The organism is Bacillus vallismortis, assembly GCF_040784915.1.
Classification (GTDB): Bacteria; Bacillota; Bacilli; order Bacillales; family Bacillaceae; genus Bacillus; species Bacillus subtilis_G.
Genome location: NZ_CP160797.1, coordinates 4,188,114 through 4,201,214 on the forward strand (window position 1 = coordinate 4,188,114; position 13,101 = coordinate 4,201,214).

15 protein-coding genes are annotated in these 13,101 nt (G+C 44.8%); 7 read left to right on the forward strand and 8 right to left on the reverse strand.

The features are described 5' to 3' along the window. Positions 1-149 precede the first annotated feature (149 nt). Entirely contained in the window at positions 150-350 is a 201-nt protein-coding gene (locus tag ABZM97_RS20935; RefSeq protein WP_148963182.1) for a DUF2188 domain-containing protein, read from the forward strand. Positions 351-396: 46 nt separating this feature from the next. Here ABZM97_RS20935 and ABZM97_RS20940 read toward each other — a convergent pair whose 3' ends face one another. Then, positions 397-600: a hypothetical protein gene (locus ABZM97_RS20940; protein ID WP_087993674.1), complete on the reverse strand. Its 204-nt coding sequence runs from the start codon at positions 598-600 to the stop codon at positions 397-399. A gap of 120 nt (positions 601-720) precedes the next feature. On the opposite strand from ABZM97_RS20940, the gene ABZM97_RS20945 reads away from it, so the two are divergent. The 3 genes from ABZM97_RS20945 (at position 721) to ABZM97_RS20955 (ending at position 4,352) form a co-directional block, all read left to right on the forward strand. Next, positions 721-864 carry a YycC family protein gene (locus ABZM97_RS20945; protein WP_064815417.1) on the forward strand — a complete coding sequence of 48 codons (144 nt, stop codon included), beginning with the start codon at positions 721-723 and terminating at the stop codon, positions 862-864. Positions 865-936: 72 nt separating this feature from the next. Then, complete coding sequence (locus ABZM97_RS20950; RefSeq protein WP_367387108.1) at positions 937-2,139, forward strand: CynX/NimT family MFS transporter; 1,203 nt, start codon at positions 937-939, stop codon at positions 2,137-2,139. Positions 2,140-2,255: 116 nt separating this feature from the next. Beyond that, entirely contained in the window at positions 2,256-4,352 is a 2,097-nt protein-coding gene (locus ABZM97_RS20955; protein ID WP_367387109.1) for a glycosyltransferase family 39 protein, read from the forward strand. Positions 4,353-4,399: 47 nt separating this feature from the next. Here the strand turns inward: ABZM97_RS20955 and rplI are convergent, their stop codons facing one another. The 4 genes from rplI to ABZM97_RS20975 all read right to left on the reverse strand — a co-directional run bounded on the left by rplI (position 4,400) and on the right by ABZM97_RS20975 (position 8,165). Further along, positions 4,400-4,849 (reverse strand): 50S ribosomal protein L9, encoded by a 450-nt coding sequence (gene rplI, locus ABZM97_RS20960; protein WP_087993671.1) that lies wholly within the window; start codon positions 4,847-4,849, stop codon positions 4,400-4,402. Beyond that, positions 4,846-6,825, reverse strand: a complete 1,980-nt coding sequence (gene gdpP / locus ABZM97_RS20965; RefSeq protein ID WP_367387110.1) for a cyclic-di-AMP phosphodiesterase GdpP — start codon at positions 6,823-6,825, stop codon at positions 4,846-4,848. Before gdpP ends, rplI begins: the two co-directional genes overlap by 4 nt. Before the next feature lie 36 nt (positions 6,826-6,861). Beyond that, positions 6,862-7,791, reverse strand: a complete 930-nt coding sequence (locus ABZM97_RS20970; RefSeq protein WP_087993669.1) for a YybS family protein — start codon at positions 7,789-7,791, stop codon at positions 6,862-6,864. Between the two features lie 224 nt (positions 7,792-8,015). Beyond that, positions 8,016-8,165, reverse strand: a complete 150-nt coding sequence (locus ABZM97_RS20975; protein ID WP_087993668.1) for a hypothetical protein — start codon at positions 8,163-8,165, stop codon at positions 8,016-8,018. A gap of 143 nt (positions 8,166-8,308) precedes the next feature. On the opposite strand from ABZM97_RS20975, the gene ABZM97_RS20980 reads away from it, so the two are divergent. Further along, a complete protein-coding gene (locus ABZM97_RS20980) occupies positions 8,309-8,791 on the forward strand; it encodes a spore coat protein (RefSeq protein ID WP_202327761.1) in 483 nt (160 codons plus the stop codon). 29 nt (positions 8,792-8,820) lie between these two features. Here ABZM97_RS20980 and hypR read toward each other — a convergent pair whose 3' ends face one another. Next, the gene (gene hypR / locus ABZM97_RS20985) at positions 8,821-9,198 is read right to left on the reverse strand and encodes a transcriptional regulator HypR (RefSeq protein ID WP_087993666.1); all 378 of its coding nucleotides are present in this window, start codon (positions 9,196-9,198) and stop codon (positions 8,821-8,823) included. A gap of 203 nt (positions 9,199-9,401) precedes the next feature. Here hypR and ABZM97_RS20990 point away from each other — a divergent pair, with 203 nt between their 5' ends. Continuing rightward, positions 9,402-10,331: a manganese-dependent inorganic pyrophosphatase gene (locus ABZM97_RS20990; protein WP_087993665.1), complete on the forward strand. Its 930-nt coding sequence runs from the start codon at positions 9,402-9,404 to the stop codon at positions 10,329-10,331. 33 nt (positions 10,332-10,364) lie between these two features. Here ABZM97_RS20990 and ABZM97_RS20995 read toward each other — a convergent pair whose 3' ends face one another. After that, the gene (locus tag ABZM97_RS20995) at positions 10,365-10,811 is read right to left on the reverse strand and encodes a DUF6376 family protein (RefSeq protein WP_087993664.1); all 447 of its coding nucleotides are present in this window, start codon (positions 10,809-10,811) and stop codon (positions 10,365-10,367) included. 434 nt (positions 10,812-11,245) lie between these two features. Between ABZM97_RS20995 and ABZM97_RS21000 the strand changes: the two genes are divergently transcribed. Next, complete coding sequence (locus tag ABZM97_RS21000) at positions 11,246-12,556, forward strand: MFS transporter (RefSeq protein WP_087993662.1); 1,311 nt, start codon at positions 11,246-11,248, stop codon at positions 12,554-12,556. Between the two features lie 70 nt (positions 12,557-12,626). Here ABZM97_RS21000 and ABZM97_RS21005 read toward each other — a convergent pair whose 3' ends face one another. Continuing rightward, entirely contained in the window at positions 12,627-13,100 is a 474-nt protein-coding gene (locus ABZM97_RS21005; protein WP_087993661.1) for a bacterioferritin, read from the reverse strand. Between the last annotated feature and the right edge of the window lies 1 nt (position 13,101).

Consider the following 13,101-nt stretch of genomic DNA (forward strand, 5'->3'; position numbering starts at 1 on the left):
TAAAAAATCTCCAAACTCCATTCTACCATTTCCACAGAAAAAAAATAGAAAAATTGTCTGTTTCCTGTTTTTTTCAGGTAGCCGATTGGATCGTTTCGGACAGTAACAGGTCGGGAAAGACGAAATAAAACGTGAGGGAGGAATGAAAGATGATGAAAGAATATGCCGTTACACCCAATGTCGATGCGGATGGCTGGTTTATTAAGGTGGAGAATGTGGCGCCGACAGCTTTGTATACATCTAAAGACGCCGCAATTGAAAAAGCCAAACAGGTGGCAAAAGAAAACAGTCCGGCAAAGCTTGTGATTTATGACAAGTTTAAAAATGTAGAAGAGGAATACTCATATTAATGAATGAAACCCTTCGCGGCAGCGGGGGGTTTTTAGCGGTATCGCCTTATTTCATCCATTGGAAACCTGTGTGCATCATCAGATCCGCCGCTTTTTGATATAGATCCCACTCCTCGAACGAAGCACATTTCCCCATCAGTTCTTGAAGCTTTAGCCTCACTGCTAAATATTCTTCAAAGGTGACAGCTTTCTCAGTGTCTTTTTGTCGTTCATTCAGCATTTGTTTTAATAATGGCAACTGCGTGTACATAGGAACCCTCCTTACCTCTTTTATAACGGGCATTTTCGGATTGCTCTACTCCTTTGTGACATCTTCTTACGTTTCCCATCTGATTCTTGTACAATGGACAGAAGAGAGGAGGAATCTTTTGTGAGACCTTTGCAAATTTCTGCTGAAACTGCACAAAAGCTTGCAGAGTCCTTGAATCTGCCGCTTGAACAGATCATGCATATGCCTCAGCATATCCTGCTTGCCAAATTGGCCGAATTGCAGAAAGAAGAAGAACAATCGTAGCATTCGTTCGCATACTTGCTGATATCTTATGGAATTATATTTAGTATATGTTAGAAAGAAGGAGTAACTGCTTTGCCAAAACACAAAAACATCCAATCTTTTTGGCTGATCATCGGCATTATCTTTATCGCCTTTAACTTGAGACCAGCGATCACTTCAGTTGGTCCGGTCATCAGCTCAATCAGGGCAGATCTTCATATGTCGAATGGGACAGCCGGATTTTTAACAGCGCTGCCGCTGCTTTCGTTTGCGGTTCTTTCTCCGCTTGCGCCTAAGTTTGGACAGCGGCTTGGAAATGAACGGACCTTATGGCTCGGCCTTCTGATATTATTGATCGGGATTTTGCTTCGTTCTGCCGGCTTGATCTCGGCCTTATTTGCCGGAACGGCATTAATCGGCATCGGCATTGCCATCGGAAACGTTCTGCTCCCAAGCTTAATTAAGCATAAATACCCTGAAAAATCAGGAATCATGATCAGCTTATATACCACCTCAATGTGTATATTCGCCGCTTTAGCGTCAGGTGTCAGTGTACCTCTGGCAGCACAAATGGAGGGCGGATGGAAACAGGCCTTTCTCTTATGGGGCGGTTTAGCTTTCCTTGCATTGCTAATCTGGATTCCTCAGCTGCGCCACCGGGATACGGCAAACAAGGCGGTAAAGCTACAAACCAGTTCCATTTGGGCTTCCAAAATGGCATGGCATGTCACCATTTTTATGGGACTGCAATCCTTTTTATTTTACAGCAGCATCGCATGGTTTCCCGAAATTCTCCGTTCACACGGGATTGATACGTCAACAGCCGGATGGATGGTGTCACTCATGCAATTTGCGAGTCTGCCTTCCACGTTTCTGACACCTGTTTTCGCAGATCGCTTGAAACACCAGCGCGGCATTGTTGCGGGGCTGACTGCCGTTTATCTCATCGGACTATGCGGATTGCTGGCGGGCGGCAGCCATATCCTGCTTGCCGTCTGGATGATCATCATCGGTATCGGACAAGGCTCCAGCATTAGTCTGGCGCTCACTTTGATTGGTCTCCGCAGTGAAAATGCCCAGCAGGCCGCCGCGCTGTCAGGCATGTCTCAGTCGTTCGGCTACCTGCTTGCAGCCGTCGGGCCAATCTTTGTCGGCTATCTCTTTGACCAGACGCATTCATGGACAATGCCGCTTGTCCTTCTCATTGCCGCCCTGATCACAATGGGAGCAGCCGGGCTGGGAGCCGGTCGGGATCAATACATTCTTCAGCCAGAGAAACAAAGAAATTCAGCCTAAAAAGCGGGGAAGATCTCTCCGCTTTTTTCCATGAAATTCTTTGAATAGTTATGGTTTATTCATAAGTTTTTCATATTTGTTTTTTACAATTAGACACCATAAAGAGGTGAAAAACGATGAAAAACAAACGATTCGACTTTATCCTTATTCTCATTTTGCTTGCAGCGGCTTTTCTAAATACGTATAACATTTGGCAGGATGACACAGCGAACCAATACTATTTGGCGGCTGTGAAAAGCATGACGCTAAGCTTCCACAATTTCTTCTATGCGTCTTTTGACCCTTCCGGATTTGTAACAGTGGATAAACCGCCTGTTGTTTTATGGGTTCAAACGATTTTCGCACTGGTTTTCGGCGTTCACACGTGGAGTGTAATCATGCCTCAGGCTCTCGCCGGAGTTGGATCTGTATACCTTATCTACAGAATGATCAAACCGGCCTTTGGAATTGGAGCGGCCCGCATTGCCGCACTTGTCATGGCACTGACGCCTATTGCAGCAGCCGTCAGCCGAACAAACAACATTGACAGCATGCTTGTCTTTACCTTATTGCTCGGTTCAGCTTGCCTGCTTCGGGCAGTAAAGCAAGGCAAACTGCTTTGGCTGTTGACGGCATTTGCCCTGATTGGACTCGCCTTTAATATGAAAATGATGCAAGCGTTTATGGTATTGCCTGCATTTGTGTTATTCTACCTGATTGCATCTCGGGTTTCTCTGAAGAAAAAAATCGGCTCTCTGATTCTGTCTCTCATCCTTCTGACAAGCCTTTCGCTCTCATGGGCAGTTGTGGTCGATTCAGCCTCATCTACCAGCCGCCCGTATGTCGGAAGCAGCCAGACCAACTCAGTGTTAGAACTGGCCTTCGGTTACAACGGCACAGAGCGTCTGTTAGGACAAACCACTGGTCTTGCAAAGGGTGATACAATTGCCGCCGGCGGTAACACGCAGAATCATAACACCATGCAAACGCCAAACGGAAGCGGATCATTTTCCTCTCAGGACGGAACCAGCAAAACTGACGGAAGTGTCAGCAATCAAAACGATAACCAATCATTCCAGAACAACTCACAGGCACCTCAGCCGCCCAGCGGACAGACCGGCGCTTCCAATGGAGGCGGTGGCACACCTCCAACAAGAGGTAACGGACCTGGAAACGGAGGACCTGGCGGTGGCGGCGGAACAAGCATGACTATGTTCGGCACCGGCGATGCAGGACCGCTTCGTCTCTTCCAATCGGCGCTTTCCGGCCAAATCAGTTGGATGCTTCCATTCGCATTGATCGGATTGCTGGGCGGAATCGTCAGCTGGTACCGTGATCGCCGCGGACAAGCAGCTGAAATGAAAGAAACGATCTTCTGGACAGCTTGGCTCGTTCCTGTGGCTGGTTTCTTCAGCGTCGCAGGATTCTTCCACCAGTATTATTTGATCATGCTGGCACCGCCGATTGCCGCACTTTCCGGCATTGGCTGGTATACGATGTACCGTTTATACAAAAACAATAAAGACTGGGCCAGCTGCCTGCTGCCCGCAGCCGTTCTGATCACAGCCGCGTTTCAGGTTTATATTCTGAGCGCTTATACAAGCCAAATCGGCAGTGTATGGATGTATGTACTGGGACTATTAGGATTTGGCGTCACTCTTGCGCTTCTGATGCTTAAACGCAGCCATCCGTTCAGCAAGCAGCTGACCATCATCAGCCTATGCGTTCTGCTGCTCGCACCGGTCTACTGGTCAGCAACACCGCTTCTATACGGAGGCAACAGCGTCCTTCCGGAATCGGGTCCGCAGCTCAAAAGTTCAGCAAACGGCGGGAGCATGTTCTCCTCAGAGGTCGACACCGCACTCCTGTCCTATCTGAGAAAGCATAATACCGGTGAAGAGTATTTATTCGCTACTTTGACAACCGTAACAGCTGCGCCATACATCATTAATGAAAATGAATCTGTTATGGCAATGGGCGGATTTAACGGCACAGATCCTATTCTGACTGTTTCCGAACTGAAAAAACTGGTCAAAGAAGGAAAAGTGAAATACTTCCTTCTGTCAGAAAATAACTCAGGCAACAGCGATCTTGTTTCCTGGATTAAGAAAACCGGAAAAGAAATATCATCTTACGAGTACAGCAGTTCCTCCAGCGGCACAAACAGCAGTCATCAAGGCATGAGAGGAGGACCTGGCGGTGAAAGCCAGCAAACTCTTTATCTTGTGGAATAAATAAAAAAAGAGGCTTGGATTGCTCCAAGCCTTCTTTTCTATTTCTATTAAGCTTCTTCTTTCACATGTACCTTCAACACAGCCTGCACCTCAGGATGCAGCTTCACAGGCACGTTTGTATATCCTAACGCACGAATGCCGTCCGGCAAGTCAAGTTTCCGCTTATCTACTTTAATCTTATGGTCTTTTTGGAGCTGTGCAGTAATTTGTTTACTTGTTACAGAACCGAATAAACGGCCGCCTTCACCTGATTTCGCGCTGAGCTCAACAGTCAGTTTTTCTAAAGTCTCTTTTAAGTTCTTTGCCTGCTCAAGCTCGGCGATGGCTTCTTTTTTCTCTTTCTGCTTTTGTCCGTTTAGCACGCTGATGTTTGACGCGTTCGCTTCCACCGCGAGGCCTTTTTTAATCAGAAAGTTTTGCGCATATCCGTCTGCTACGTTTTTGACTTCGCCTTTTTTTCCTTTTCCTTTTACATCTTGTAAGAAAATAACCTTCATCTCTGTACGCCTCCCTCAAAATACTCATCTATGGCGTGCTTCAGCCGCTTCAGCGCTTCTGTTACTGAAATGCCGGACAGCTGAGTCGCCGCATTTGTTAAATGTCCTCCGCCTTCCAGCGCCTCCATGATGATCTGAACATTGACCTCGCCAAGTGACCGCGCACTGATACAAACGGTTTGTTCATCCCGTCTCGCCACCGCAAATGAAGCCTCAACCTCACTCATAGAGAGCAGCGAATCAGCCGCCTGCGCAACCAGCACTTGATCGAAGTATTCCTCCTCATTTTCAGGAAGAGAAGCAATCGCAATGTTCTCTTTATAAAGGACCGTATGCTGGATCAGCTTCGCCCGTTTAATATAGGAATCAACGGTTTCTTTCAGGAACTTCTGCACAAGCACCGTATCGGCGCCTTTTGCCCTTAAATAAGAAGCAGCATCAAAAGTCCGCGATCCTGTGCGGAGAGAAAAGCTCTTTGTATCCACTATTATACCAGCTAATAGGGCTGTTGCTTCAATCATATTGATTTTTAAGCGCTTCGGCTGATATTCAAGCAGCTCTGTCACCAATTCAGCTGTCGAAGAAGCGTACGGCTCCATATAAACGAGCAGCGGATCTCTGATAAACTCCTCACCCCTGCGGTGATGGTCGATGACCACGACATGTTCAATTTTATTGACCAGCCGTTCCTCCATGACAAGTGACGGCTTATGTGTATCAACGATCACAAGCAGCGTGTCATCATTGGAAATCTCCATCGCTTCTTCAGGGGTAATAAACCTTGACCACAGCTCTTCATATTTTTTGATTTCTTCAATCAAACGCTGGACACTTGATCCGATTTGGTTTGGATCAATGACGATAAAACCGTCTTTGTTATTTGCCTGAGCCACCTTTAAAATTCCGATCGCTGCGCCGATAGAATCCATGTCAGGAAATTTATGACCCATGATAATCACATTGCTGCTTTCAGAGACGATTTCCTTTAAGGCATGGGAAATGACACGGGCCCGCACCCTTGTTCGTTTCTCCATCGGGTTTGTTTTACCTCCGTAAAACTTCACCTTGCCGTTCGGCAGCTTAATGGCTACTTGGTCTCCGCCGCGTCCCAGCGCTAAATCCAAGCTGGATTGCGCCAAATCGCCAAGTTCTTTCAGCGAGGAGACTGAAGCCCCGACACCAACACTTAACGTCAGCGCAACGCCGTCGAATGAGGTTTTTTCCCGTACCTCATCAAGAATTGAAAACTTCGAATTTTCGAGTTCAGTTAAGATGTGTTCATTAAGTACAGCAATAAAGCGTTCTGAAGACGTCCTTTTCAGGAAGATCCCGTACTCCTGCGCCCAAGCGTTCAGCAAAGATGTCACCTGGCTGTTCATTGTGCTTCTCGTCTGGTCATCCAACCCTTGTGTCACATCATCATAATTATCAAGGAAAATATACGCCAGCACGGTTCTTTCGTTTTCATAAAGCTTTTCAATCTGGATTTGTTCCGTTACATCAAAGAAATACAACAGGCGCTCATCCCGTTTGATGACAACCTTAAACTTACGGTCATTCAATGTAACCGTTTCCGATTCCACCTCTTGTTTGATGAGCGGCACAACCGATTCACAGGTATCGTAAAGTGATCTCCCCACTAATGTGCTTTCATTAAAGCAAGAAGAAAGGAACGGATTTGCCCATTCTATATAATATTGATCATTAAAAAGCATGATGCCGATCGGCATTTCCATCAATGCCTCTTCACCGACTTTTTTCAACCTGTAGGATAACGTAGAAATATAATCATCAATCTCTTGTCGAATAAGAGAATCAGCGCGTTTAATAAAAAACAAAATAACTGCAAGCAACAGCACTTCGACGGTTCCTAATATCCAGTTAAAATAAAAGCTGATGAGGATTGCAATGATTGACAGAGCAATCATTGCATAGATGGGATACCGAAACAGCGGTTTTTCATAAAAGCTTGGCATTTCTATCACTCCCCACCATGTGAGTAAAACTCATGTTCATTTCACCTTATTCCTTATATTAAAGCCTATATCTATAACGCCTAAAATGCGAATCGCTGCCATAAAAATCGGATGCACGAGCCCAAGAACCACTGCAATCACAGCCACAGCCTTCGGATATTGTTTTTTATGGCAATAGAAAAAGATAAATGATAAACCTTGGATGAAAATAAGAAACCCGAGTATAAACTCCCCATTTAAAGCGATAGAGTACAGCATTTGGCCCTTTTCTAAAGGCAAAAATGAAAGCAACACAATCATTAAATACAGCACTACAACACTTTGCGGAAACTTCAACTCTCTAAAAGGCTTTAGATTAGGAATATCGGGGGAGAATCGCCTTAAGAGCGGCTTAGCGATAAGGTAACTGAGGAAAGAAAAAAGAGCTCCTACCATCACAATAGCTGTTGGAAAAAGATATTGAACGATACCCAATTGTTCTTCCATCAGTTTCAATTGCTTGTCAAGCTGTTCAGCATTGCCCGACTGCTTCACTACCGTTTCTACCATATCAAGAGACTGCCGGTATTGTGTCATTGCTTCATCAATGATATTGATACCCAAAAACTGAATGCTTATCACAAAATAGAAGACAATACTAAGCATATAAATAAGGGCGCCCGAAATGATCGCGTTCCCGGGTTCTTTCTTTTTGAAAAAGTGCCCCATGGCAATGCCGGCGCAAGCTGACATAAAAGCTAAAATAAGTCCGTTAAAGGACCCGACAATAAAAACAACCGGAAGACTGACAGCGCCCATCCATATTCCCAATTTGAATCCATGTCTAATCGTATACAGGATCATGGGCAGTGGCAGTGCAAAAAACAAAATTGTTCCGATCACAGGTACATATACGACCAAAAGCGTGATGATCGCAAACAGACTGATTAAAACAGCGCCTTCCATTAAAGCTCTCGTTTGTTTCACTTAGTCACCTCGTATCATCCTTAAAACACGAATAGAAAAGAGCAGCATAAACGACTGCTCTTTTTTCATCGTTGCAACATGCTTGCATCGAATGTTTTAATATCTTCTCTACATTTTACTTTTATATTTTAACATAAGTCCAAATCGCAAGTAAAATGACGCTGATGTTTCATGTGAAACATTGCAAATGAAAAGACATTCTTTGAAAAGAATGCCCATCACGATTAATGTTTATCATCCATAAAGCCAGAAGATTCCTTGTTTTTCTTTTTCGTTTTTCTGACATACATAAAGATCAAGATCACCAGTAAAAGGGTTGTTGCCTGCAGAACGCCGCTGCTAAACAAGAAAAAATTCCTTATCATGTCCCACATGTGTTTCACCTCATTTGCATGTTCTCAACCCGTATCCTATATAAGGTGAATTTCCCGTTTTAAAAACTTCAAAACATCATGAACAACATTGAGCGTTGGGCATATGCTGATATGGAATCTCATTGATAAAGGAGAATTGTTACATGGATGAACGCAGAACATTGGCTTGGCATGAGACATTAGAGTTGCATGAGCTGGTCGCTTTTCAGGCAATCGGACTCATTAAACTGAAGAAAATGATAAAAGAAGTAAAAGACCCTCAGCTTAAACAGCTTTATGCCGTATCCATACAAGCCATTGAGCAAAATTTAAGAGAGCTTCTCCAGTTCTTCCCTCAGGCACCGATGCCTCGTGAAGACGAAGAGGAACGTGCGGATAACCCATTCTACAGCGGCGACTTGCTTGTTCTTGCCAAAACATCTGTCCGCAACTACGCCATTGCCATCACTGAAACAGCGACACCTCAATTAAGAAACGTGCTTGTCAAACAGCTGAATGCAGCCATTAAATGGCATGCGCAAATATTCCAATACATGTATCAGCGCGGATACTATCCAGCTTACAACCTTTCTGAACTATTGAAAAATGATGTCAGAAACGCCAACAAAGCCCTTTCAATGAAATAAAACAAGCAGCAAAGGAGTTCCCTTTGCTGCTATTTCTGCTGATCCTTCAGCAAGCCGTTCGAACGATAAGATTCCAGCACATTTCTGTTGGATTCTCCCCATTCCTTCATTTGCAAAACAATCGGTTCAAGCGTTCGCCCAAATTCCGTCAGAGAATATTCAACCTTGGGCGGCACCTGATGGTAAACCTCACGATGCACGATACCATCCGCTTCCAGCTCCCGCAGCTGGAGGGTGAGCATTCTCTGGGTAATACTCGGGCAGATTCGGCGAAACTCATTGAACCGTTTCTTGCCATCTATCATGTGATAAAAAAGAATTCCTTTCCACTTTCCGCCAATGACATCTAGCGTAAATTCAACTGGACAGCCTTCTTTGTTCGGGTATTTATTCTTTTTTTCGCTCATACTTGACCTCCAATAGTACCTTTTTTGATACTACATCACATTTCGCAACTTAGCTACCCAGTATTTTACACGCCCTTTCTCTTCAGCTCAAAGAAAATGCTTCTTATTCACATCAATTTTTAAGGGTTTGTATGATTACACTCGCAGCAAGACGTGTTAAACTATATAAAGATTACACTACTTAAAAAGGATAAGGAGCTATCATGGAAAAAATACTTATTTTCGGACACCAAAACCCAGACACAGATACGATTTGTTCTGCGATTGCTTATGCTGATTTGAAAAACAAACTCGGCTTTAATGCTGAGCCAGTCCGTCTCGGACAGGTCAACGGCGAAACACAATACGCGCTTGACTACTTCAAACAAGAAAGCCCTCGTCTTGTAGAAACAGCTGCAAACGAAGTAAACGGTGTTATCCTGGTTGACCATAACGAACGCCAGCAAAGCATCAAGGACATTGAAGATGTTCAGGTTCTTGAAGTGATCGACCACCACCGCATCGCTAACTTTGAAACAGCTGAGCCGCTTTACTATCGTGCTGAGCCTGTAGGCTGTACGGCTACAATCTTAAACAAAATGTACAAAGAAAATAACGTGAAGATCGAAAAAGAAATTGCCGGCCTTATGCTGTCTGCGATCATTTCTGACTCACTGTTATTCAAATCTCCAACTTGCACAGACCAAGACGTAGCGGCAGCAAAAGAGCTTGCGGAGATCGCCGGCGTAGATGCTGAAGAATACGGCTTGAACATGCTGAAAGCTGGCGCTGATTTAAGCAAAAAAACAGTCGAAGAGCTGATTTCTCTTGATGCGAAAGAATTTACACTCGGCAGCAAAAAAGTCGAAATCGCACAAGTGAATACAGTAGACATTGAAGATGTGAAAAAACGCCAAGCTGAATTAGAAGCTGCGATTTCTAAGGTTGTGGCTGAGAAGAAACTTGACCTATTCCTTCTTGTCATCACAGACATCTTAGAAAATGATTCACTTGCCCTTGCGATCGGTAACGAAGCAGCGAACGTGGAAAAAGCGTTCAACGTTACATTAGAAAACAACACAGCCCTCTTAAAAGGCGTTGTTTCCCGTAAAAAACAAGTCGTCCCTGTCTTAACAGACGCAATGGCTGAATAATGAAAAAGCATCCCGCGCAGGGATGCCTTTTTCTTATTCGCCCAGCTTTTCAATCTGCCCCATCACATCAGTGATTTGCTTTGCTTTTTGGACAATGTCCGACTGCTCCAATGTTTCAAGCGATACCTTGCCTTCTTCCACTTGTTTTAACACATCTTCAGCGCTTTTCTGCAAGGTTTCGTTATGCTCCTGAATGGTTTGATGAATCTTCGCTGCGGCATCAGGCGGTGTTAATTCATTAAAATCAACGGCAGCCTGCTGAACCGTTTCAAGCTGTGCTTCAAGTTTTCCTTTCGCCTCCGCGTCATTTACAGCTTGCTCGGCCAATTCAGGTGCCTCCTCTGCAAATGTCTTCACTTTCTCCACATAGCCTGCGGCTTCACTTGTATAATTCAATCCGTCATTCACCTGGTCCAACATGCCACATCCGCCTGCACTCAAAAGCCCCACACCGGCAAGAACAGTCAAAATGATTTTCATCGTTAGCCTCCTCATCGCTTCTTCTTCATCTTTTCCTTTAAGATCGGGATCAATTTCTCTTTTGCTAACGGCAGCCCTTTCCTCACCATTTCACGCTTCAGCCACTTTTTCAGCTTAGACATACCGACGCTCCTCTCCATTTTTGATAAAAACGAAAAAACTCCACCGATTTGGTGAAGTTCCGAAACAAAAAGACCTTCACCAAATAGATTTGGCAAAGGTCTCGCTAACAATGAGATTGCCAGCAAAGCCGAGGACATCTTGTCCCGTAATGACGACTTTACTGTAAAAGCTACTCCCCTTTGGAGTGTTCATTTTTATTACTTTCATTCTAAAGCACCGGGCATTTTCAGTCAAATTCCTGTTGTCCGTTTACGCAAAAGCACGCTGTGGTATTGAAAATTTGAATGGTATTTTCATCAGGAGATCATGCTATGACAGAGGAGGTTTTCATCATGAGTCAAGAGCGCGTGAAACGGCCTGGGCATACCAGATGGTACATATCTTCGTTACTCAGCGGCATTATTATTCTTAATTATTTTGACCGAGTGGCCATCTCTGTAGCAGCCCCCGCCATACAAGATTCATTTCACCTTACAGCAACAGAACTCGGCATCGTGTTTTCCATTTACACCTATTCCTATACACTGATGCAGCTGCCTGTCGGGAGTTTGCTGGATCGGTTTGGCGTGGCATGGGTCACAAGGATCGGAATGACCATATGGAGCTTTTTAACGATTCTTCTTGCTTTTTTGCAAGGAAAATTGCTGTTATATTTGTTCCGTTTTCTCATTGGGCTGACGAGCGCCTCTGCGTTCCCTGCCGCTTCCAAGGCAACCGCTCTATGGTTTCCTCCAAGCGAGCGGGGCTTGGCCAACTCACTGTTCGACTCGGCCGCCAAGTTTTCAAACGTAATCGGCGCGCCATTGGTCGCCTTTCTTGTCACCGCGTTTGACTGGCGTGTCGCTTTTTTAACGATTGGGTGCATCAATGTGCTATTTACGATCTTTTTCTGGCATTATTATGAGCAGCCTGAACGGCACAAACGCATTTCCAAAAGTGAGCTAAACTATATTCAAAGACACAATTCAATGACAACAGAGCAAATCCCTTACAAAACGGGTCCGCTTTTAAAAAAGCTTTTCTCCAACCGTAAAGTATGGGGCTTGATGATTGGATTTACTGGGTACGGCTATACATTCAACCTGCTGCTCACCTGGCTTCCGACTTTCTTTAAACATACATACGGAATGGATATCATGTCGTCCGGTTTATTTACAGCCGTGCCCTGGCTGATCTCAACCATTTCCGGAATTGTCGTCGGCGGCTGGCTCGTCGATTACTTCATTAAGAAAGGTTATCCTAACACCAAGGTGTACCGAACGGTAATCATTGTCGGAATGAGCTTTGGCTTTTTCTTTTTAGGCTCGATTCTGACGAACAATATCACCGTCGCGATTATCTGTATTTCAATCGGACTCGCCGGTATTTCCGCAACCGCTCCAGTCGGCTGGTCCATTTCAGCAGAACTGGCACCGATCGGTTCCGTGTCCATGCTGAGCTCCATGGTGAATCTGGCAAACAACTTGTTCGGAGGCATTATCGCTGCTTCACTGACGGGATATTTGGTCGATGTGACAGGATCCTTTACGCTCAGCTTTCTGGTAGCCGGTTTTGTACTGCTGCTCGGGCTGGTTTTTTATGTGTTTGTATTAGGGGATGTAAAACGAATTAAGCTGGAATAAAGAGTGCGTGTTGAAAGCACTCTTTTTCTTTGGCCAAAAAAATAAGCCATCTCTCATGAGACAACTTCCCCTATTTGTCATGAAATGAAAATTTGGGTGCAGGAATCTCCTTTTTTTCAATACCTAAAGCCATTTCCAAATCAATGGCATGCTCTTGTTCAGTTACTGCAATATTTCTGATTTTTTGGGCAGAGTCATACATGCCGAGTGCTTCGAATTGGCGAATTCGCTGCAAATAGCGGCGAATCGCATCATATTCACCTTGGAGATCCTGCCGGAGCATTTCATCATTATCCATTGACGTATATACCGGGGCCACTTGTGTTGTCGGGATTCCCCCTAAATACTGAATTAATTCATTTAACACGACCGCATGGCCAAACTCATCCTGAGAATGCTCTTGCAATTCTTCGGCAACCGCAAAATAGGCGGCTCCCTTCAGGAGACTGGCATGCTGCGCATATTGTATCCCCGCAGCATACTCCCAGGCTAAATCCAAATTCAGGCCGTACACAATTTGCTCAATCGCCTCTTGATTACTCAAA

Bases quoted from the DNA above. Each gene is read 5' to 3' on its own strand.
- ABZM97_RS20975 (WP_087993668.1), bottom strand. From the start codon at position 8,165: ATGTGGGACATGATAAGGAATTTTTTCTTGTTTAGCAGCGGCGTTCTG.
- ABZM97_RS20955 (WP_367387109.1), top strand. From the start codon at position 2,256: ATGAAAAACAAACGATTCGACTTTATCCTTATTCTCATTTTGCTTGCA.
- ABZM97_RS20995 (WP_087993664.1), bottom strand. From the start codon at position 10,811: ATGAAAATCATTTTGACTGTTCTTGCCGGTGTGGGGCTTTTGAGTGCA.
- ABZM97_RS21000 (WP_087993662.1), top strand. From the start codon at position 11,246: ATGACAGAGGAGGTTTTCATCATGAGTCAAGAGCGCGTGAAACGGCCT.
- hypR (WP_087993666.1), bottom strand. From the start codon at position 9,198: ATGAGCGAAAAAAAGAATAAATACCCGAACAAAGAAGGCTGTCCAGTT.
- gdpP (WP_367387110.1), bottom strand. From the start codon at position 6,825: ATGCCAAGCTTTTATGAAAAACCGCTGTTTCGGTATCCCATCTATGCA.
- ABZM97_RS20990 (WP_087993665.1), top strand. From the start codon at position 9,402: ATGGAAAAAATACTTATTTTCGGACACCAAAACCCAGACACAGATACG.
- ABZM97_RS20935 (WP_148963182.1), top strand. From the start codon at position 150: ATGATGAAAGAATATGCCGTTACACCCAATGTCGATGCGGATGGCTGG.
- ABZM97_RS20980 (WP_202327761.1), top strand. From the start codon at position 8,309: ATGGATGAACGCAGAACATTGGCTTGGCATGAGACATTAGAGTTGCAT.
- ABZM97_RS20940 (WP_087993674.1), bottom strand. From the start codon at position 600: ATGTACACGCAGTTGCCATTATTAAAACAAATGCTGAATGAACGACAA.
- rplI (WP_087993671.1), bottom strand. From the start codon at position 4,849: ATGAAGGTTATTTTCTTACAAGATGTAAAAGGAAAAGGAAAAAAAGGC.